Origin of the sequence: Tolumonas osonensis (assembly GCF_014202415.1) — a bacterium.
Lineage (GTDB): Bacteria > Pseudomonadota > Gammaproteobacteria > Enterobacterales > Aeromonadaceae > Tolumonas > Tolumonas osonensis.
On sequence record NZ_JACHGR010000007.1, the window covers coordinates 68,192 to 89,585 of the forward strand.

General features: G+C 51.0%; 22 protein-coding genes. 12 read left to right on the forward strand and 10 right to left on the reverse strand.

The window, feature by feature from the left end; translation table 11 throughout:
- The first annotated feature begins 16 nt into the window (after positions 1-16).
- Entirely contained in the window at positions 17-1,744 is a 1,728-nt protein-coding gene (gene olsF, locus HNR75_RS10650) for a bifunctional ornithine lipid synthase OlsF (protein WP_188026956.1), read from the forward strand.
- Positions 1,745-1,814: 70 nt separating this feature from the next.
- Here olsF and glk read toward each other — a convergent pair whose 3' ends face one another.
- The gene (gene glk, locus HNR75_RS10655) at positions 1,815-2,780 is read right to left on the reverse strand and encodes a glucokinase (protein WP_188026957.1); all 966 of its coding nucleotides are present in this window, start codon (positions 2,778-2,780) and stop codon (positions 1,815-1,817) included.
- A gap of 243 nt (positions 2,781-3,023) precedes the next feature.
- Between glk and HNR75_RS10660 the strand changes: the two genes are divergently transcribed.
- Entirely contained in the window at positions 3,024-3,875 is an 852-nt protein-coding gene (locus HNR75_RS10660; protein ID WP_188026958.1) for a MurR/RpiR family transcriptional regulator, read from the forward strand.
- Positions 3,876-4,044: 169 nt separating this feature from the next.
- The gene (gene pyk, locus HNR75_RS10665) at positions 4,045-5,484 is read left to right on the forward strand and encodes a pyruvate kinase (RefSeq protein WP_188026959.1); all 1,440 of its coding nucleotides are present in this window, start codon (positions 4,045-4,047) and stop codon (positions 5,482-5,484) included.
- A gap of 56 nt (positions 5,485-5,540) precedes the next feature.
- Here the strand turns inward: pyk and HNR75_RS10670 are convergent, their stop codons facing one another.
- The 7 genes from HNR75_RS10670 to HNR75_RS10700 form a co-directional block, all read right to left on the reverse strand.
- Positions 5,541-5,762: a hypothetical protein gene (locus tag HNR75_RS10670; RefSeq protein WP_188026960.1), complete on the reverse strand. Its 222-nt coding sequence runs from the start codon at positions 5,760-5,762 to the stop codon at positions 5,541-5,543.
- A gap of 60 nt (positions 5,763-5,822) precedes the next feature.
- The gene (locus HNR75_RS10675) at positions 5,823-6,839 is read right to left on the reverse strand and encodes a LacI family DNA-binding transcriptional regulator (protein WP_188026961.1); all 1,017 of its coding nucleotides are present in this window, start codon (positions 6,837-6,839) and stop codon (positions 5,823-5,825) included.
- A gap of 96 nt (positions 6,840-6,935) precedes the next feature.
- Positions 6,936-8,063, reverse strand: a complete 1,128-nt coding sequence (locus HNR75_RS10680) for an ABC transporter ATP-binding protein (RefSeq protein WP_188026962.1) — start codon at positions 8,061-8,063, stop codon at positions 6,936-6,938.
- Between the two features lie 11 nt (positions 8,064-8,074).
- Complete coding sequence (locus HNR75_RS10685) at positions 8,075-9,529, reverse strand: glycoside hydrolase family 32 protein (RefSeq protein ID WP_188026963.1); 1,455 nt, start codon at positions 9,527-9,529, stop codon at positions 8,075-8,077.
- A gap of 19 nt (positions 9,530-9,548) precedes the next feature.
- Positions 9,549-10,460 carry a carbohydrate ABC transporter permease gene (locus HNR75_RS10690; protein ID WP_188026964.1) on the reverse strand — a complete coding sequence of 304 codons (912 nt, stop codon included), beginning with the start codon at positions 10,458-10,460 and terminating at the stop codon, positions 9,549-9,551.
- Positions 10,461-10,468: 8 nt separating this feature from the next.
- On the reverse strand, positions 10,469-11,344 hold the full coding sequence (locus HNR75_RS10695) for a carbohydrate ABC transporter permease (protein WP_188026965.1): 876 nt from the start codon (positions 11,342-11,344) through the stop codon (positions 10,469-10,471).
- A 68-nt stretch (positions 11,345-11,412) separates the two neighbouring features.
- On the reverse strand, positions 11,413-12,678 hold the full coding sequence (locus HNR75_RS10700) for an ABC transporter substrate-binding protein (protein WP_188026966.1): 1,266 nt from the start codon (positions 12,676-12,678) through the stop codon (positions 11,413-11,415).
- 623 nt (positions 12,679-13,301) lie between these two features.
- Here HNR75_RS10700 and HNR75_RS10705 point away from each other — a divergent pair.
- Complete coding sequence (locus HNR75_RS10705; protein WP_188026967.1) at positions 13,302-14,228, forward strand: aminoimidazole riboside kinase; 927 nt, start codon at positions 13,302-13,304, stop codon at positions 14,226-14,228.
- Between the two features lie 215 nt (positions 14,229-14,443).
- Here HNR75_RS10705 and HNR75_RS10710 read toward each other — a convergent pair whose 3' ends face one another.
- Complete coding sequence (locus tag HNR75_RS10710; RefSeq protein WP_188026968.1) at positions 14,444-14,641, reverse strand: hypothetical protein; 198 nt, start codon at positions 14,639-14,641, stop codon at positions 14,444-14,446.
- A gap of 429 nt (positions 14,642-15,070) precedes the next feature.
- On the reverse strand, positions 15,071-15,274 hold the full coding sequence (locus tag HNR75_RS10715; protein ID WP_188026969.1) for a hypothetical protein: 204 nt from the start codon (positions 15,272-15,274) through the stop codon (positions 15,071-15,073).
- Between the two features lie 224 nt (positions 15,275-15,498).
- On the opposite strand from HNR75_RS10715, the gene HNR75_RS10720 reads away from it, so the two are divergent.
- The 8 genes from HNR75_RS10720 (at position 15,499) to HNR75_RS10755 (ending at position 21,373) form a co-directional block, all read left to right on the forward strand.
- Positions 15,499-15,927, forward strand: coding sequence for a YbaN family protein (locus tag HNR75_RS10720; protein WP_223157878.1), 429 nt, complete (start codon positions 15,499-15,501; stop codon positions 15,925-15,927).
- Between the two features lie 147 nt (positions 15,928-16,074).
- Positions 16,075-17,148 (forward strand): ACR3 family arsenite efflux transporter, encoded by a 1,074-nt coding sequence (gene arsB / locus HNR75_RS10725; protein WP_188026970.1) that lies wholly within the window; start codon positions 16,075-16,077, stop codon positions 17,146-17,148.
- Positions 17,149-17,176: 28 nt separating this feature from the next.
- Positions 17,177-17,725: a sigma-70 family RNA polymerase sigma factor gene (locus HNR75_RS10730; RefSeq protein WP_188026971.1), complete on the forward strand. Its 549-nt coding sequence runs from the start codon at positions 17,177-17,179 to the stop codon at positions 17,723-17,725.
- Between the two features lie 85 nt (positions 17,726-17,810).
- The gene (locus HNR75_RS10735; protein ID WP_188026972.1) at positions 17,811-18,854 is read left to right on the forward strand and encodes a permease; all 1,044 of its coding nucleotides are present in this window, start codon (positions 17,811-17,813) and stop codon (positions 18,852-18,854) included.
- 25 nt (positions 18,855-18,879) lie between these two features.
- Positions 18,880-19,119, forward strand: a complete 240-nt coding sequence (locus HNR75_RS10740; protein ID WP_188026973.1) for a thioredoxin family protein — start codon at positions 18,880-18,882, stop codon at positions 19,117-19,119.
- Between the two features lie 11 nt (positions 19,120-19,130).
- Positions 19,131-19,496, forward strand: a complete 366-nt coding sequence (locus HNR75_RS10745) for a rhodanese-like domain-containing protein (RefSeq protein WP_188026974.1) — start codon at positions 19,131-19,133, stop codon at positions 19,494-19,496.
- A 21-nt stretch (positions 19,497-19,517) separates the two neighbouring features.
- Positions 19,518-19,904, forward strand: a complete 387-nt coding sequence (locus tag HNR75_RS10750) for a DUF2703 domain-containing protein (RefSeq protein WP_188026975.1) — start codon at positions 19,518-19,520, stop codon at positions 19,902-19,904.
- A 20-nt stretch (positions 19,905-19,924) separates the two neighbouring features.
- Positions 19,925-21,373 carry a permease gene (locus HNR75_RS10755; protein ID WP_188026976.1) on the forward strand — a complete coding sequence of 483 codons (1,449 nt, stop codon included), beginning with the start codon at positions 19,925-19,927 and terminating at the stop codon, positions 21,371-21,373.
- The last annotated feature ends 21 nt before the right edge of the window (positions 21,374-21,394 follow it).

Genomic DNA, 21,394 nt, shown 5'->3' on the forward strand with positions numbered 1-21,394 from the left:
TACATGGAGTTGCCTGATGTTTACTGTCGATGAATTACTTTCGGCCCACACTTCCAAACCAGTTCCGCGCTGGTACAAACCCTTCCTCCGCTACCTGCTGTGTGAGAAAGAATTTCAGCGTTTCGGAGAGCGTTATCCGAATCTGCATGGACTGGATTTCATTGAGCAGGCGCTGCGTTACTTATCCTTTGCCTGTGATGTGTGTGAAGATGAGCTGGAGCATATTCCGGCTCAGGGACCTGTCGTCATCGTCGCCAATCATCCGATAGGCTCGCTGGATGGCCTGGCATTACTGCAGATCATTTCCCGTGTCCGCAGTGACGTGAAAATCATCGCCAATCAGCTGCTTAAACAGATCAAGCCACTGGAAGGTTTATTACTGCCGGTTGATAACATGAACGGCAATACGCCGCGTCAGCAAATCTCCGCCATCCATGATCATCTGAGCAAAAACGGCGCACTCATTGTGTTTCCTGCCGGTGAGGTTTCACGCCTGCATCTGCACGGTGTCCGCGACGGCAAATGGAATCATGGATTCCTCCGGTTAGCCAGCCAGCACCGGGCGCCCATTGTCCCGGTTCATCTCTCCGGTCATAACACCTGGCTGTTCTATGGTGCCTCTTTATTATGCAAACCGCTGTCAACGTTGCTGCTGGTGCGCGAAATGATGTATCAGCGCAAGGGGAATATAAAGGTGCGTATCGGTGCCCGCATCCCGTTTAACGAGTGGTCAAAATTGCCTGTCAGCGGTAAGGCACTGGCCAGATTATTCCGTAAACACCTTTACCGGCTAGGCAAAGGCAAGAGCGGCATTCTGACGACCGAAGCACCGATTGCCCTGGCCGAAGACAGAGTCAAACTGAAAAAAGCCGTTGAAAGCTGTAAAGCGCTGGGCACAACGCCGGACGGCAAACAGATTTATCTCTACCGCCGGGATCAGGCCCCCTCCTCTGTTATTCTGAAAGAACTGGGCCGGTTACGCGAAATTGCTTTCCGTGCGGTCGGCGAAGGCACTGGCCAGCGCCGTGATCTCGATGCGTTTGATGATGATTACTATCATTTGTTGTTATGGGACAACAATGAGCTGGAAATTGTAGGCGCTTATCGTCTCATGCCGACCCGCGAACAGCTGGATCGCAAAGGCCGCGAGGGACTGTATAGCTATAGTCTGTTTCATTACGACACCGCGATGACGCATATTCTCGATCAGGGTATCGAGCTTGGCCGCAGTTTTATTCAACCGCGCTACTGGGGCAAGCGCAGTCTGGATTATCTGTGGCAGGGTATCGGCGCATTTCTGGCGCAGCATCCGCAATACCGTTACCTGTTCGGTCCTGTCTCCATCTCCGCCAGTCTGCCCATGCCGGGCCGCGATCTGCTGGTGGCCTTCTACAAACTGCATTTCAGCCCACGCTGGCCTCTGGCTCGCTCACGTCAGCCCTATGCCAATGGTTCACTGGATATTGCCAGCCAGTTTACCGGTCAAGACTATCAGCAGGACTTAACCATTCTGAAATCCATGCTGGATAATCTCGGCTGTGGTATCCCGACTTTATATAAGCAGTATTCCGAATTGTGCGAACCGGGCGGTGTGCAATTCCTGGATTTCGGGATCGATCCGGATTTTGGTAACTGTGTCGATGGTCTGGTGCTGGTGGATGTTCATAAAATGAAACAGAACAAACGCCAGCGTTATATCGGTTGTCATCAGACGAACCGTGACGTGACTTCTGCCAGCGCGTAACATCTTTTTTACGATTGATGGAAAAGAAAACGCCCCGGGATCGGGGCGTTTGTTTGTACGTAAGCCAGGCTCAGAGTTTGTAACCCAGTTTCTGACGTAAGTAAGCACCAGAACCCAGCAGGCCCGGTTGTTCGTGGGTGATCAAAAATACCGGAATAGGTTCCAGATAAGAGTGGAAACGGCCTTTATCTTCAAAAGCAACACGGAAACCTGACGCTTTAAAGAACTCCAGGAAACGCGGCACGATGCCACCCGCAATATAGACACCACCGAAGGTACCCAGATTCAGCGCCAGATCACCACCAAAGCGGCCCATCAGGACACAGAACAGACTCAGCGCACGACGACAGTCTGTATCTTCATCGGCCAGTGCACGTTCGGTAATGTCTTTCGGTTGCAGATTTTCCGGTACGCGATCATCCGCCTTGACCAGACCACGATAGATGTTGACCAGACCCGGACCGGATAACAGACGTTCTGCCGATACGTGGCCTAATTCTTCACGCAGCACTTCCAGCACCATCACTTCTTCCGGGCTGTTTGGTGCGAAATCGACGTGACCACCCTCGCCCGGCAGGCTCATCCACGCGTCGCCGGTATGCACCAGATGCGCAACACCCAGACCTGTACCTGCACCATATACGGCAATCGGCTTGCCCTCTTGCGGCACTTCACCACCGAACTGGATTCGATCTTCATCTTTCAGTGCAGGAATAGCCATCGAAATAGCAGTAAAGTCATTGATGATGGAAAGATGTTCCAGACCCAGATTCTGCTGCATTTCGCTTTGAGAGAATGCCCAAGTATGGTTGGTCATTGCCACCCAGTCGCCTGTGATCGGACAGGCAATTGCAATACACGCACTGGCGACTTTAGAGGCCGTTTCTTCCAGATATACCCGAATAACCGCTTCAAGAGACGGATATTCCGCGCCGGAATAGTTTTTGATGTGCGATAAACTGCCATCCTGCAAACTACATAATGCCAGACGCGCGTTTGTACCCCCAACATCGCCCACCAGAACCTGTTCAGCCATCATTTTCTCCCCAGAAATCACCTGATATCAAAGTATAAATAGAGCTTCAGTAGTCTACTTTCAATAGCACACAGTCTACCTAGTGTCTGATCGAGAAAACGCCAGACAGATCACAGCATCAGTGTTTTGATCAACAAATGTAGTTTTTTTCCTACATTTTGCTGTCTATGATAACTTTATCTGTTACCTTTAACATTAGTAACAACTAACCAACATTCTTCGCTGCGAGCTGGATCACTAAGCATGAATACACTGGAAAAAATCACGAAGCATCTGGAACATTTCAGTAAATCAGAGCGCAAGGTTGCCGAAGTGATTCTGAGTTCGCCACAGGTCGCGATTCATTCCAGCATTGCGGCCCTGGCAAAGATGGCGGATGTCAGCGAGCCGACAGTGAACCGTTTCTGTCGCCGGCTTGATACCAAGGGTTTCCCTGATTTCAAACTGCATCTGGCACAAAGTCTGGCGAACGGCACCCCCTACGTGAACCTGCATGTAGAAGAAAACGACACGCCGGATGAATATACTGCCAAGATATTCGAATCCACTATCGCCTGTCTGGAAGTTGCCAAAAACAGCCTGGATTCCGCAGCCGTGAACCGCTGTGTCGACTTGCTGACACAAGCGAAGAAGATTTCCTTCTTTGGTCTGGGCGCATCATCCTCCGTTGCGCATGATGCATTGAATAAATTCTTCCGGTTCAACATTCCGGTCGTTTGCTTTGATGACATTGTCATGATGCGCATGAGCTGTATTAACAGCAGTGATGGTGATGTTGTAGTTCTGATTTCCCATACCGGCCGCACCAAGGCGCTGGTCGAAATTGCGGCATTGGCTCGCCATAATGATGCAACCGTCATCGGTATTACCGCTCAGGATTCTCCTTTGGCCAAACAGTGCAATCTGGTGTTATCGATGGATGTGCCTGAAGATACAGATGTTTATCTGCCGATGGCGTCCCGGATTGCCCAGTTAGCCCTGATTGATGTGCTGGCTACCGGCTTCACATTGCGTCGCGGAGCGAAATTTCGTGAAAATTTGAAGAAGGTCAAAGAAGGAATAAAAGATTCCCGCTTTGAGTCATTGCACCAGTGAAATCATTTACCCTAGCCCCCATCATCACACCAAGCGTGATCATAGAAATGACTCCGTCGGTCTGTAATGTTCCCGCAAATAACATTCTCGCACGTTTATTGCAGGCCGCTTTCAAATCAATTTCTGTTTTTGTTATCTATCAATTTATAACTAACTCATGGAGCTGAAGATGTTAAGAAGAACCAAGATCGTGACCACATTAGGTCCGGCTACTGACCGTGAAGGCGTGCTGGAAGGGATCCTGCTGGCTGGCGCCAATATGGTGCGTATGAACTTTTCTCACGGTACCGCCGAAGACCATATCGCCCGCGCGAAAGAGATCCGTGCACTGGCGGCCCGTCTGGGCAAATCTGTGGCCATTCTGGGTGACCTGCAAGGCCCGAAAATCCGTGTGTCTACATTCAAAGACAACAAGATCATGCTGAAAGTCGGTGACAAATTCCTGCTGGACGCTGAACTGGGCAAAGGTGAAGGTACTCAGGATCAGGTTGGTATCGACTACAAAAAACTGCCGGAAGACGTAATCCCAGGTGACATTCTGTTACTGGACGATGGTCGCGTACAGCTGAAAGTTGAAAGCGTTGAAGGCAGCAAGATTTTCACTACCGTCACTGTGGGCGGCCCGCTGTCAAACAACAAAGGGATCAACAAAAAAGGTGGTGGTCTGTCTGCCCCGGCGCTGACCGAAAAAGATAAAGCGGATATCAAAACCGCAGCCCTGATGGGTGTGGATTATCTGGCGGTCTCTTTCCCGCGTAACGGCGCAGACCTGAACTACGCGCGTGAACTGGCCCGTGAAGCCGGCTGCAATGCCAAAATCGTGGCTAAAGTAGAACGTGCTGAAACGGTTGCTACCGACGAAGCCATGGAAGATATCATCCTGGCCTCTGACGTTGTGATGGTAGCCCGTGGTGACCTGGGTGTTGAAATCGGCGACTCCGAGCTGATGGGTGTTCAGAAAAAACTGATCCGTACTGCCCGTAAGCTGAACCGTGTTGTTATCACTGCGACCCAGATGATGGAATCGATGATCAAGGCACCGATGCCAACCCGTGCCGAAGTGATGGACGTCGCGAACGCGGTGCTGGATGGTACTGACGCAGTGATGCTGTCAGCGGAAACCGCAGCAGGTGATTTCCCGATTGAAACCGTTACCGCGATGGCTAACGTTTGTCTGGGTGCAGAAAAACATCCTAGCGTGAACGTCTCCAATCACCGCATGACCTACACGTTCAATTCCGTGGAAGAAACCATTGCGATGAGCACCATGTATGCGGCTAACCACATGCAGGGTGTGAAAGGCATTGTGACCATGACCGAATCAGGTACCACACCACTGCTGATGTCTCGTTTGAGCTCTGGTCTGCCTATTTTCGCACTGTCCCGTCACCAGCAGACACTGAACTGGTGTTCTCTGTATCGTGGTGTAACCCCGGTTTACTTCGATGCGGATGAAACTCAGCCAGTTATCCAGAACTGCCGTGATGCGATTGCCGAACTGAAAACACGCGGCTATCTGAAATCAGGGGATCTGATTCTGATGACTTATGGTGATAAAATTGAAAGTATCGGTGGCACCAACACCTGCAAGATGATGATCGTAGAGTAATTACGACAGTCATTATGTTTAACGCCGGCATTTTGCCGGCGTTATTATTTCAGAAATTACTCAACAGGCGTTGGTGGCGGCACATCCGGTACATCCGGCTCATCTTCCAGACAACCCGCAACACAGCTGTCCAGACAATCCCGGTACACCTGTTCCTCTCCACCGCTACCACCGTCGCACTGGTTCACACAATCAGAACCACAGCTATTCGCCTGAGCAGGTAAAACACTACCCAGCAGAACAACGCCGGCCAGCCATAACAACAATTTTGCTTTCATAAAGTACACGTCCTTATATACAGAGGGCTGCCACCTGAACAGCCTGATATTGGCATCGTATTATAATACTTTTTTGACCACTCTCACTGAGCTGTTGCGTAAAACCAGACGGGGCGACAGAATCAAATGATGAGTATCTCTTTCTGCCGCATGTTGTCCGGTTAACCGCATCATTTCCTGAAAACCCAGACGGCCAATCTCTCTGATCGGCTGCGCTACGCTGCTGATATTCATGACCTGCGCAATCAGTGTGTTATCGAATCCCACCACCAGCACATCTTCCGGTACCCGATGCCCTCGTGACTGTAAAACTTCGATCACCAGTTGTGCTGAATAATCGTTAAACACGAAAATGGCGGAGAAAGGCAGCGCCGCATGCTGATCCAGATAAGCATTCAACTGGACAGATAATTCCGGGATTGAGGTATCCGTGGTATCAATAATGCGCTCGGCAGGTAATGGGATCCGCAAATCCGCCAGTTTATTCCGGAATCCGGTAAATTTTTGTTCACCTTCATCCGCTGGCCCCAGATACCCGATCCGGGTGTGCCCCATACTGACCAGATGCTCAGCCACCTGGGCACCGCCTTCGGCGTGATCAACCGCCACACTGGTCAATTCCGCATGCAACTGGGTCAGAGAAACTACGGGAAAAGGCTGTTGATTCAGTGTTGCGATATATTCCGGTTTATTCGAACTCGGGACAATAAACAGGCCATCGATCTTTTGTTGTTTGCAGATATTGAGCAGACCCAGCTCACGTTGCGCATCGCCGCGGGAGTTATATACCAGCAGTGAACGGCCGAGGTATTGCACTTCCTGCTCGACGATATCCAGCAGTTCGGCGAAATAAGGATTCGACAAGGTAGGCAGGATGATGGCAAAGATACCCTGTGGCTTGCTGACAACCTGACGACGCTTCAGTGGCTGTTGCACGTAAACATACCCCAGCTCTTTGACTATTGCCCGGACCCGTTCTGCCGTTTCTTCCGACACCTTGCCCTTGTTATTCAGAACCCGGGAAATGGTCGCGATAGATACACCCGCCAGCTCCGCAACATCTCTTATCGTCGTCATAATTCTGTACCACTGCCATTTTTCCGAATAGTACGTAATATGCCAAACCGACGTCACTTGTTTCTTCGTTTTATCAGCATATTACGTACTGCGGGATCACATTGTTGCCAGCATTTTCTCTACCTGAGGCGATTTTTTCTGTTGTAATAAACTTACACCTGTCTGGGTATCAAACAGATGTACATGCTCCAGCTGGAAGCTGACCGGCATGGTTTTGCCGCGTGGAATAATGTGTCCACCATCAGTCACGACCACAACCTGATCTTCCCCGGCATACTGGGTATAGGCAAAAGTGGTTCCACCCAGCGCTTCAACCACATCGACTTTCAGTGAAATGCCGACATCCCCACCGGTTCCGACCTGCAAATGTTCAGGACGGATACCCAGTAACAACACATCACCGGCAGAGACCGGACGATCAGTCTGCAGGCAAAACTCTTCGCCGCCGGATAGTTTCAGCCATGCTTTATCTGCTTCGGCCTTCAGCACTTCCGCATTCAGGAAGTTCATGCGCGGGGAACCGATAAAACCGGCTACAAACTGGTTTTGCGGATTATGGTACAGCTCCAGCGGTGCACCCACCTGTTCGACACGGCCATCGCGCAATACCACGATTTTATCCGCCATGGTCATCGCTTCGACCTGATCGTGCGTCACATACACCATGGTGTTTCCCAGCTGTTCATGCAGTTTGGAGATCTCTACCCGCATCTGTACCCGCAGCTCCGCATCAAGATTCGACAATGGTTCATCAAACAGAAAGACCTTCGGGTTGCGCACGATGGTGCGTCCGATGGCGACACGCTGACGCTGACCACCGGAGAGCTGCTTCGGCAGACGATCCAGCAGATGATCCAGTTTCAGAATGCGGGACGCCTCGCCCACGCGCTGTTCAATTTCGGCTTTGCTTTTCTTCGCCAGCCGCAACCCGAAGCTCATGTTCTCCCGCACCGTCATGTGCGGGTAAAGCGCGTAGGACTGGAACACCATGGCGATACCACGATCAGACGGAGAGACATCATTGACCTTCTGGCTATCGATCACCACCTCGCCGTCCGAAATGGTTTCCAGTCCGGCGATCATGCGCAGCAGCGTGGATTTACCGCAACCGGACGGACCCACGAACACCACAAATTCGCCATGCTTGATATCCAGATCGACGCCATGAATGGTTTGTACTTCACCAAAACGTTTGATCACTTTATTCAGTTTTAAATCAGCCATTTCTGAGGTCCTTACGCGGTCACTTTAGCCAGATCGTGTCTGTGCAGGTCACGGATAATTGCTTCACCGGAAACTAATGCGGCGCTGCATTGCTGTGCGGGTCCCTCTTTGGGGAACACGAGGTTGGTAATGGCATAACGCCCGCCATCCAGCAGTAATTCCGCCGAAGAACGATCCAGCACTAAATCGGCGTTGATGCAGCGGTTGTGTCCTAGTGCCACCGTGAAATCGTGCGGGAAATGTTCATCAAACTCCGTCACGCCGATTTGCCCGTGACGCTGACAGCGCAGCGTCAGTTGCCCTTTGTGTACCGCAAAGGTAAACCGCAGCTCACTGAACGGTTGCAACACCAGCGAACTGTTGTCTTTCAGCTCCAGTGAGAACTGCAGACGCTGGGCCTGCGACCAGTCAAAATCAAATACCGCGCCCGGGGTTGTCTGGGTTTTATCTGCAGCAGAGACCGGGTTCTGGTACAATCCTTCCAGCTCACGGATAAACGCATGACACAGCCGCAGCCCGTCCGGCGTGGCTTTCAGGGTCAGCTCCTGCGGCATGGTCATTGAAGAACGCCAGCTTTGGGTCGGTACCTGATTGGCGTAAAGCCAGTTGCTCATCCAGCTGATTTCGACACGGCGGCCATCGGCAGCCGGCATATCAGACCAGGTCTGGGTGGCGTAGAAATCACGGCCATAGTCCAGCCAGAGTACGGTCTCGGGCGTGTTTTCATCGATGAAACGCTCCCCATCAAACTGACCGACAAAATACTGTGTGCCGGAACCCCTTGCATAAGCACCGCGCTGCACACCGATAACCAGCACCCAGCGGGTTTCCTTGCTGCCCGCAATGCCGATTTCGAACAGATCCGGACATTCCCACGCCCGCTCATCATGTGCGCCACGATCTTCACCAAAGAAAGAACTGAACTGCCAGTTTTTCGCATCCGTGGAACGGTAAATCGCGATTTGCTGACCAGCGGTTGCCAGCATGATCCAGGCCTGGGTTTGCTCGTGCCAGAACACTTTAGGGTCACGGAAATCCTCAATCCCCGGATTGGCAATCACCGGATTCCCCGCGTATTTGGTCCAGTGACGGCCATTGTCGCTGCTGTAAGCCAGCCCCTGACTCTGATTAAACGGGACGTTATCAGCCGTAATGGTGTAATAAGCCAGCAAACCGTCCTGACCGTCAAACAACCCGGATTTATCGCCTTTATCGACCAGGGCCGTACCGGAGAAACAGACGCCTTTCGCATCGGGTGCCAGTGCAATCGGCAGATGTGTCCACGAGAGCAGATCCCGGCTGACCGCATGCCCCCAGTGCATCGGCCCCCACACGCTGTCATGCGGATGGTATTGATAGCACAGGTGGTATTCACCATCTTTATACACCAGACCGTTCGGGTCATTCAGCCAGCCATACGGCGGAGTAAAATGGACCAGTGGGCGATAAAATTTTTCTGCTGACATAACAACTCCTGATAAAGACTTAACCTTTCACCGCACTGCCAGTAATACTCTGGACGAAATGCCGCTGAATAAATAAGAAGAAGATAATGACCGGGATCGCCATCGAGACCGCGAACGCCATGATGTTGCCCCAGTAGGCCTGATTACTGCCGAAGTAGGCAGACATCGCCACCGACAGCGGACGGTATTCCGGACCGCGGGTGACCATGACCGGCCACAGGTAGCTGTTCCAGAACTCCAGGAACTGCAGAATGGCTACGGTCGCAATCACCGGCTTGGAGATCGGCAGACCGATATAGAGATAGGTTTTGAACAGACTGACCCCATCCACTTTGGCGGCATCGATCAGATCTTTTGGGATCTTGGTGAAGAACTGATAGAACAGGAACAGCGACATCGCATTGCCGATAAACGGCAGGATCTGCACTTCATAACTGTCGATGATACCCATCTTGCTCACCATCAGCAGTTGCGGCAGCGCCAGACTTTCCCCCGGAATCGCCAGTAATGCGACCACCGCGCCAATTACGATTTTACGGTACCGCCCTTCTCCCCAGGCCAATGCAAAAGCGGCCGAGGAGTTCACGATGATCGACAGAAACACCGTCGTAAACACAATAAACAGCGTATTAAACAGATAGCGGGCAAACGGCTGGTTCGGATCGCCCCAGATCTCGCGGTAATTTTCCAGAGACAGCACGTGCGGAATGAACGCCTTGATGGTGCCCATGGAGATCATGATCTGTTCTTCATCGGGATTAAGACTGATCGTCACCATCATCATCAGCGGCGCCAGCACACACACCGAGAGCAGTAACGCACACCATACGCGGATATTTTTCAGACCAGCCAGTAAGCGCATCACCGGTACACCTTTACTCTCAGCAACAGCATCAATCGCAGGCATTAACTGCACAGAATCAGATTTCATGTGGCCTCCTATTCATTTTTCATCAGGATGCGTTGCAACAGCGCAATCGCAGTGACAGTGAAGAAGAACGCGACGGAAACCGCCGAGGCATAACCGATTTTTTGCGCCACAAATCCGTTTTCATACATGTAATGAATGATGGTGTTGGTTGCGCCGTTCGGACCGCCGTGCGTCAGAATATTGACCTGGGTAAACAGTTTCAGCGCCCCGATGGTGGTCACGATGATGACGAAAATGTTGGTATTGCGCAGACACGGTAAGGTCACATGCAGGAAACGCTGGAACGGTGTCGCCCCGTCAAGTTCTGCCGCTTCATACAAATCTTTCGGGATCTCCTGCAGGCCCGCCAGATAGATCAACATCTGGAATGGAAAGGTAGCCCAGGCAGACAGCAGCACAATCGCCGGCATCGCCATATCCACATTACCCAGCCAGTCGATGTACTGCGAAGTCGAGAGCAGCGACTGATAGATATGGTTAAACAATCCGTCCGGTATTTTGTAAAGCACCGCCCAGATCGCCACAATAACGGTGATCGGTGTTAATAATGGTAATAACGCGATACTGCGGAACAGGGTACGCAGCGGCAGCTTGCTGTTCAGCAGCAACGCTGAACCCAGTGAAATGGCCAGTTGGAACGGAGTGACCAGCAACGCAAAATAAAAGGTGTTTTTCACTGCCTGCCAGAAAGCTGGGTCAGTAAAAAGACGTTCATAATTCCGCCAGCCGACCCATGCGGTGGCGATCGGACGGGCGATCAGTTTTTCATTGGTAAAGGATAAATATCCTGACATGACGAACGGCACGACCACGAAGACTGTCAGCAACAGCATGGCGGGCATCAGCATGGTCAGTTCTGGCATCAGGTTTTTCAACCGGCGCATAATCACTCCTGCAGTAACCAGATTAAGCGAAAGGGATGCGCGCCTGCCGGAGCAAACGCGCCTTTGACTTACTTGTCGAACGGTGGATAACCGCTGTTATCTTCGATGTCTTCATCGATAGCGCGGGCGGCCTGCTGCAGTTCGGTTTTAACATCCGCACCTTGCAGAATATGCTGCACGGCTTTGCCGAATGAGCTGGATATGACCGGATAGGCCGGGTGAACCGGACGCACGACCGCAGCGCTTTGTGCCTGTTCGACAAACAGCGCGCCTTCACCACCCGGACGGTAGATTTCAGACAGTGCGACAGCCGATTTACGTGCCGGGATATAGCCGGTGATGTCGGCATATTTGGCGACCTGTTCGGTGGATAAGGCAAAGTTCAGGAACTTCGCCACTTCCGCCGTGTTTTTGGTTTTCGCCGGTACTGCCCAGCCCCAGCCACCGTTAGGAGACACGGATTTGCCAGCCAGTTTTGGCGCCGGAATCAGCACCAGATCATCACCCAGACCGGTTTTGTGCGCGCGCCACATCCAGTTGCCAACCCACACCATCGCGGCAGTCTTGTCACCATAGAAACGGTTATCCCCGGCAGTGGCCGGTACAATCCAGCCCTTTTTCGACCAGGTCTGCAGTTCAGCCAGCGCATCGATTGCCGGTTGAGAATCCACTGTTCCTTCGGCTTTCCAGTTCTGGCGATCAATCAGATCGGCGCCACGGGACTGAATGAAAGGAGCAAAACCATAGGTGTACCATTCACCGTCATAGTTCAGCTTCATGTCGAGTGGCCACTGCACACCTTTGACTTTGGCCAGTTTATCCAGCGCGTCGGTGAACTCTTTATCATCCCACGCATCCTTCATACCGGAAGGAATACGCACCCCTGCTTCTTTCAGATATTTCTTGTTACCCCACAACAGCACAGAGGAGTCGTAAGGGCTGACCATGTAGATCTTTTGATCCGGACCATAAATGCCCTGCTCTTTCACCGATGGCAGCAGGTCCTCCACGATCTCTTTATCCAACAGGGTATCCATCGGTTGCAGCATGTTGGTCCAGACGTAGTTCGCCATATTCGGACCATCCACCATGATCACGTCCGGTAATTCACCGGAAAGTGCGGCCGCCTGGATCGCATTGTTGTAGCCGGGGATCGGCACAACATCGACGGTGATGTTCTGATCTTTGTATTTCGCGTTGAAGTTTTCTTCCAGTTGCTGGAAAAAAGGTTTTTCAGAATCACCATCAATAACCCATGCTTTCAGTTCCAGCGCATGACTTGCCTGAGTGACAAACGCACTGGCAACACATAATCCAAGTAAGGATTTTTTCATGTTCTTTCCTTCCCTTTGCTGACAATAATCCGGTCACGTCGGGTGACCACAAAACAGAGTATCAATGGGGATCGTTTACCATCTCACCAGTAAAACAACACTCAGACTGCAATGTAACAACGTAGTGCTCATTGAGATGGCGGCAATATACGGGGGAAGAACAATAAAAATAACGATCAAAATCACACTAAATGGTTAACAAAACTCTATTTGCGAAGGAAAACAAGGGTAACACTCAAAATTTGTTACCCCAAAGCAGCCCTCGCATCACGATAAAAACCTGACAATCCTCACTTGAATCCAACATAGTGATAAGTGCAATGCGCTCATCATGATTTACACCCCTCCACCCCTTGGAGACATTCGGGTTCTGAAGGCAGAAGACGTCTGACATCAAGGCACATGCAAAGCGCATTACATGGGTAAAAATTTGCGGACTGCTGCAGAAATCAAAGTTGTTCCGTGAATTCGTTATTGTTTCTCTGCTGTTCTGGCTTATATTTCCTGCATTAAAATTTTCCCGGAATACACATGTAACAAAACAGTGTTACATGATTTTTTACGATGCCTTCAGTGCCCGGAAAGCCTGAACCCGGTATCAATAACAGATGGAGTGAATTGAGATGGCAAGAGTATGGGTGACAGGTGATGCGGTCGTTGACTTGATCCCTCATGGCGAAACCAACTATCTGAAATGCCCGGGTGGCGCTCCGGCTAACGTTGCGGTCGCGATTTCCCGACTGGGCGGAGACAGCGCGTTCTTTGGCCGTGTCGGTCAGGATCCGCTGGGCCGTTTCATGAAACAGGTCCTGAAAGATGAAAGGGTCGACACTCAATACATGCTGCTGGATGAAGAACACCGTACATCCACCGTGATTGTCGATCTGGATGATCAGGGCGAGCGCAGTTTTACCTTTATGGTGAAACCAAGCGCGGATCAGTTCCTGCAACCGCAGGATGTGCCGGCATTCAAACAGGGGGAATGGCTGCATGTCTGCTCCATTGCGCTGGCCAATGAACCTTCACGCTCCACGACACTGGCCGCCATGAAAGCCATCAAAGCGGCCGGCGGTTATGTCTCTTTCGATCCGAATCTGCGTGAAGAAGTATGGTTGAACCCGGCTGATCTAAAACCGGTTGTGCTGCAGGCCGTGGCACTGGCCGATGTGGTGAAGTTCTCTGATGACGAATTGCTGTTCCTGACCGAAAAAGCCGATCTGCAAACTGCACTGGGCTGGCTGAACGAACAATACAATCTGCCGCTGGTGGTGATCACCCAGGGGAAAAAAGGCGCGTTAGTCGTTCACAACCACGAACAACAGCTGGTGACTGGCAAGCCGGTCAATCCGGTGGATACGACGGGTGCCGGTGATGCGTTTGTGGGTGGGCTGCTGGCCGGTTTAGTCGCCTGTGATGACTGGCATAACAACGACAATCTGCTGAAAATCATCCGTCAGGCCAATGCCTGCGGTGCGCTGGCAACTACCGCCAAAGGCGCTATGACCGCCCTGCCGACAGAAACACTGCTGAAAGCGTATCTGGCAGAGTAACCAACGCCAGAACCAGAAAAAACGATGCCTTAGCGCTACAAATTAATTTCTGTAGCGACTAAGGCATAAAATCTACCAGGATCATGACGAGAAAAATAATAAAAAGAAGAGCAAAAAAGATTTATAAAACAGCTTGAATCGATTCAGTTAAATATTTTTAAAAAGACCGAGAGCGGAGAATTTTATTAAAACTTTCCACTCTCAGAGAATTAAAATCACTTACGTCCCAGCATGGCTGCACAAATAAAGAACTTCGCAGTACCAGTATGATCTTTTTTGATGCGGGCAATTACTCGCTCTTTGTCTACCAGCTCCCAATCTTCGCTGCGTGAACGCGGAGACTTGATGCCTGAGCTCATCAGATATTCCATAAAAAGATGCGCATTTCTGATTTCTGTTAAGTGTAAATCCATGATTTCTGAGACTCCATAGCAATAAGTGAAAGAACAAAAATGAATGCCACACTCCTTGAGCCGAACAGTCACACCCCCATGGACTGCCGCTCTCTCAGAGCAAAACCAGCTGTTACCTGGTTGTTTCATTCTACACACCGTGCTGATTTGAATGAAAGAAAAGGCTTACGAATCGCTATATGTGTCACAAATATAATTTTTAATTTATTAATGACTCAAACTGGAAGCGGTTACATGAAATAAATCTAAACGAATTGAAATTTAAATCATTTATTTTTGATGCTACAAATTTAATTAAAAAAACAACAAAAATGAACCGGCGTTTCATTAATTTAATTGCGTAGTAAAATCATGGATATATTCTGTTAATAATAAAAAACCCTTTTAAAAGGGCTTATTCAATAACGCTTAGAAATGTTCAAAAAACGTTCACTTTCGCCCCAACAGCGCGGCACAGATGAAAAAGCGGGCCTTCCCTTTCTCATCTCTCTTGATCCTGGCCGTGACACATTCTTTTCGGGTGTCAAAAAACTCCCACTCTTCGCTACGTGAACGAGGTAACTTGATTCCGGAACACATCAAATACTCAGCAAACAAATGCGCATTCTTGATTTCTGTTAAATGTAAATCCATGACACAGCCTCCATCCGGTTACCACAACGTTTGAGTCTTGCACCAAAATACACCACTTTGTATCTGAATGTAACACTTGGTTTCAATTAAAATCGACAATTCTCAGCAGAGCACTGCCAGGCAAGGGGCTGGAAAGCAGGTCAATATTGACTAGACTTTAACAATACAACTATAAAGTGTTGTTGGTTAGCTCAAACACAGATGTGCCGCAAAGAGGTAGATAAATGAAGGGTGTGATCCGAACACTGCTGATTGTGACAGGCACACTGAGTGTCATGCTGGGCATTCTGGGTATTTTCCTGCCTTTACTGCCAACCACCCCTTTTCTGTTATTGGCCGCCTTCTGTTATTCCCGCAGTTCAGACCGCTTTTATCACTGGCTCATCACGAACCGCTGGTTTGGCGAATATATCCGCAATTACCGGGAGGGCCGGGGTATCGCATTGCGGCAGAAAGTTATCGCACTCAGCCTGCTGTGGCTCACCATGAGTTATTCCATCTGGTTTGTCGTTTCGCAGGGATGGGTGCAACTGCTTTTGCTGGGGATCGCGCTGGCGGTCACGATCCATCTAGTCCGGATGAAAACATTCCGCCCGGAACCTCAGGAAGCGGAATTACCTGTAGAATATTCCTCATCGAAAGAAACTGATTAACGCCGGTTTAACGGAACAGATCCCTTTGCGTCATGGGTACCCATCCGGTGTAATTATTGGTTTTATCATTTCAATAATTCTTGTAATATTGAATCATAAATTCAGGAAAAACCATGCCGGGATTTGATGACAAATCAGGAGAACACGATGTCGTTAGAATATGAAATCAGTACAGACGCCGAACAGGATGCTGGCATCGGCTTTTTTGAACGTTACCTCACAGCCTGGGTCGCTCTTTGTATCGTCGTAGGAATTGCGCTGGGTCAGACTTTCCCAGCGGTATTCAAAGCCATCGGTGCGATGGAAATTGCCAAAGTGAACCTGCCGGTGGGTCTGTTGATCTGGGTGATGATCATCCCGATGTTGCTGAAAATCGATTTTTCTGCACTGCATCAGGTGAAAAGCCACCTGCGCGGTATCGGTGTCACGCTGTTTGTGAACTGGTTGGTAAAACCGTTTTCCATGGCATTTCTTGGCTGGCTGTTTATTCGTGTCTTCTTTTCATCCTGGCTGCCCGCCGGACAAATCGACAGTTATATCGCCGGGCTGATCCTGCTGGCTGCGGCGCCTTGTACAGCGATGGTGTTTGTCTGGAGTCGCCTCACAAACGGCGATCCTTACTTCACCCTGTCGCAGGTTGCACTGAACGACCTGATCATGGTGGTGGCATTTGCTCCGATTGTCGCCCTGCTGCTTGGTGTATCCAGCATTACCCTACCCTGGGATACGCTGCTGACCTCGGTGGTACTTTATATCGTTATTCCGGTGATCATGGCGCAAATCCTGCGCCGCGTGTTGCTGGCCAAGGGTCAGGCTCATTTCGACGCAGTGATGAACACCGTTCAGCCCTGGTCCATTACCGCGCTGCTGCTGACGCTGGTGCTGCTGTTTGCCTTTCAGGGCGATGCGATTCTAAGTCAGCCACTGGTTATTGCTCTGCTGGCGGTACCGATTCTGATCCAGGTGTTTTTCAACTCGGCCCTCGCCTACTGGCTGAACCGCAAGGTTGGTGAAAAACATTCGGTGGCCTGCCCATCCGCACTGATTGGCGCATCGAACTTCTTTGAGCTGGCGGTGGCGGCGGCTATCAGTCTGTTTGGCTTTCATTCCGGTGCGGCCCTGGCAACGGTGGTCGGTGTGCTGATTGAGGTCCCGGTGATGTTGCTGGTCGTGAGAATCGTGAATCAGAGTAAAGGCTGGTACGAACAAGGTGTAAAATAACCGCAAAATCGTCCGGAGCCTTAACAAGATGTCAGAGTCATCCGCCATTCCGCCCTGTGTACTCAGGGCCTGGCATACCAATGAAGAAGAGCTGCGTCACTGGTTGTTGCGACAACTGGCTGACCAGGAACAGGCGGCCGACTCGCTCCATGACATCTTTCTTAAGGCTATCGCGCAGGGCCACGCCTTTTGCGAGATCAGCAATCCTCGCGCCTGGTTCTTTCAGGTAGCCCGGAATTATCTGATCGACCGGTACCGGAAAAATACCCGGCTCGTCCCCCTGCCGGAAGACTTGCCAACGGAAGAGCAGATGGTGGCGGTTGTCGATGATCTGACCCAGTGCCTGCCACGGGTACTGAGCGAGCTCAGTGCGAATGACAGTGATATCATTCGCTGTTGCGATATTGAAGGTATGCCATTGCAGACTTATGCCACCGGCCACCAGCTCTCCTTATCCGCCACCAAATCCCGCATCCAGCGGGCCCGAAAACGTCTGCGTGATGGCTTGCTGCACTCCTGCAAAGTCGTTCTGGATAATCAGGGACAAGTCTGCTGTTTCACCCCCCGCGAAAAATAATTTCCGTTATTTTTCAGAATCCGCTGCGTCTTTTTGCAGTTCCGCCGTCTTCTTTGTGAGTTGAATAAAAAACAGAGAAGTATTCATGAACGCTGTCGTTGCTGTAAAAGCATTTCCCCAAAAACAACCATTGTTATTCCTGCTGCTTGCAGGCTCGGTCTGGTTTGCCTTGTATCAAACACTCATTCCGGTATCGGAATCACTGGTCGCGGCATTACCGGTAGACAGGAAGAGTCATCTGGGCGGCGCCCTGCAGTTTTTCTTCTATGACACGCCCAAGGTATTGCTGTTGCTGACCGGCATCGTATTTGTCATGGGCATGATTAACTCCTGGTTCACCCCGGAACGCACCCGTGCGCTGTTAGCCGGACGAAGAGAAGGTATCGCCAATATCATGGCGGCAACCCTGGGTATCGTGACCCCTTTCTGTTCCTGCTCTGCCGTCCCGTTGTTTATTGGTTTCGTGCAGGCTGGCGTACCGCTCGGTGTCACCTTCTCCTTTCTTATTTCCGCCCCGATGGTAAATGAGGTCGCTCTCACATTGTTATTCGGCTTGTTTGGCTGGCAAACAGCTATGCTTTATATGGGGTTAGGACTCAGTATTGCCATTGTCAGCGGTTGGGTCATTGGCCGGCTCGGAATGGAAAAGTATCTTGAAGACTGGGTACAGGAAATACCCAAAACCCAATTCAGTGTAGAGGACGATACGCTGACACTGGCTGACCGTATCAGCAGCGGATTCAGCGCGGTCCGGAATATTGTGGGCAAGGTCTGGCCTTACATTTTAGCAGGTATCGCCATCGGTGCAGGCATTCATGGCTATGTACCGGAAGATTTCATGGCCTCCTTCATGGGGAAAGAAGCCTGGTGGTCAGTACCACTGGCGGTTGTTATCGGTGTTCCTATGTATACCAACGCCGCCGGTGTGATCCCGATTGTTCAGGCCTTGCTGGCGAAAGGCGCTGCGTTAGGTACGGTACTGGCTTTCATGATGAGTGTCATTGCGCTCTCTTTTCCGGAGATGGTGATCCTGCGTAATGTTCTCAAAATGCGCCTGATCATCACGTTTGTCGCGGTGGTTGCCAGCGGCATTATTGTGGTCGGGTATGTTTTCAATTTAGTGATGTGATGCTTGTTTGTGATGAGGAAATAGAATGAAAAATATCAAGGTACTGGGTCCCGGATGCGCCAATTGCAGAACCACCGCCAAACTGATTGATGAGGTCGCTCAGGAGTGTGGCGTCGAAATACAACTGGAGAAAGTGGAATCCATCAAAGAGATTGTCGGCTATGGCGTTTTATCAACACCGGGCGTGGTGATTGACGGCAAAGTGGTCCATTCCGGTGGCGTTCCGGCCAAAGACAAAATCAGACAGTGGTTTACTGCAGCATAAGGAATCCGACGATGGAAGATGCAAAAGAAGTGTGCCCTACCCGTTCACAAAAGCGGTTAAAAGAGGGCGCCGTGCTGGTCGATATCCGTGAACAGGACGAAATTGCCAGACTGTCGTTTGATGTACCCGGCCTGATCACGATCCCATTCAGTGAATTTGAAACCCGGTTTTCGGAATTACCCAAAGATAAAGATCTGATCATCGCCAGCAATCACGGCACAAGAAGCCTGAAAGCCACGTATTTCCTGATGTATCACGGGTATGAGCGGGTTTTCAATATGTCCGGCGGAATGGCGAAATGGGTCTTCCGGCAATTCCCGATCAAGGGCGACCCGACGGCGGTAGAAATGCCTGCCAACACCAGTTGCTGCGGTTAACCAGAAAAACGAGGCGTTGCGATGAAGAAAATATTACCCATTGTCTGGCAGCGCCTTGTCACTGCCGATGGCGAGACCTGTGAGCGTTGCGGTAACACGTATATGGAAATGCTGCGCGCTGTTGAAAAGCTGCGGGAACAACTGGCTCCGCTTGGCATTGAGCCGGTACTACGGACACAATCGTTAACCGAGCATGAGTTTAAGGTGCAGCCTCAGGAATCGAACCGGATTTGGATCGGGGACAAACCGCTGGAGGAATGGCTTGATGCTTCGGTCGGACAAAGTCAGTGCTGCGCCGCCTGTGGTGATGAAAACTGCCGGACGCTGGAAGTAGATAACACTGTCTACGAAAGCATACCGGAAGCGCTCATCATTCAGGCCGGATTGAAAGCGGCACAGCAACAATAGCGACCAGGCAGGAGGGCAAGATGGAGATATTATCCTTTTCCTTACATCTGTTTTTCAGCGGACTGGGTAATCTGGCTTCCTATCTGGCTGCACATGTCCTGCTTTGTCTGCTCCCTGCTTTCTACATTGCCGGCGCGATGACAGCGCTGATTCCCAAAGAAACCATTACCCGCTTTCTGGGACGTGACCGGCCCAAATACATTTCCTATCCGGCGGCAGCACTGGCCGGTTCGGTACTGGCGGTTTGTTCCTGCACCATTGTGCCGCTTTTTGCCGGAATATATAAAAAAGGGGCCGGCTTAGGTCCGGCGATTACCTTTCTGTTCTTTGCCCCGGCGGCCAATATTCTGGCGTTGATCTATACCGGCGGCATTATCGGGGTCGATCTCGCGTTTGCCCGCTTGCTGCTGTCACTGGCTTTCGGCATCGGAATCGGCCTGATCATGGCACTGATTTTCCGGCAATCCGATAAAGAACATGATGAGGCCACTGATGCGCTGTTTGCCACACAAGGAAAAATGCAGCGCAGCGCCCTGGTCTTTCTGCTACTGCTGATCGCCCTGCTGCTAGCCGGAACGCTCAAGGTGCCGCTGCTGACCGACATTTACGCCACCGTCACCATCCCGGTGAGTGGCCTTGATAGCCTGCAAAACTATCTGTTTCAGCTGATCCCTTTTGATCCGGCTCGCGGCGGTGAAGGTGTCAGCGCGCAGGGGGCTTTGCTGATTATGCTGTTGCTGCTGATTGGGCTGGCTTCCTGGAAAGGGATTGAAACGATTTTTGATGGCTTTAACCGCTGGACATGGACTTCGCTGATTTTACTCAGCACAACCCTACTGGTAGCTGCCGTCGGCATGCGGCCCCATACCACCGGGTTGGATATCCTGATTAACGGGAAGTGTATTGGTGTTTTGCTGTCGCTGCTGTCTCTCGGCTGGATACTCAGAAACCGATTTACGGAAGATCAGGTTCGGGAACTGTTATGGGAATCCTGGAAATTTGTGAAACAGATTTTCCCTCTGCTGGTGATCGGTGTGTTTCTGGTCGGCGTGATCAGGGAACTAATCCGCCCGGAATGGATAGAAGCCCTGGCTGGACAGAACACGGTAACCGGGAATCTGGCCGGGGTAATATTCGGTGTCTTCATGTACTTCCCGACGCTGGTGGAAGTGCCCATTGCCCAGATGTTCCTCAGCCTGGGCATGCATCGCGGCCCCCTGCTGGCCTATCTGATGGCCGACCCGGAACTCAGCCTGCAGAGTATCCTGATCACCGCAGCAATTATCGGCTACCTGAAAACCTGGACTTACGTCGCCTGGGTCGCACTGTTCAGTACACTGGCGGGTTATCTGTATGGGCTCTGGATTGATGGTGCCAGCGCAGGGCTGGTCTTGGTTTACTTGCTGCTATTTCTGGGCTTGCTGTCAGGCACGTTATGGCTATCGAACCGGCGCAGCATGCAGCCATAAGAAATGAGCGCCGGGCAGATT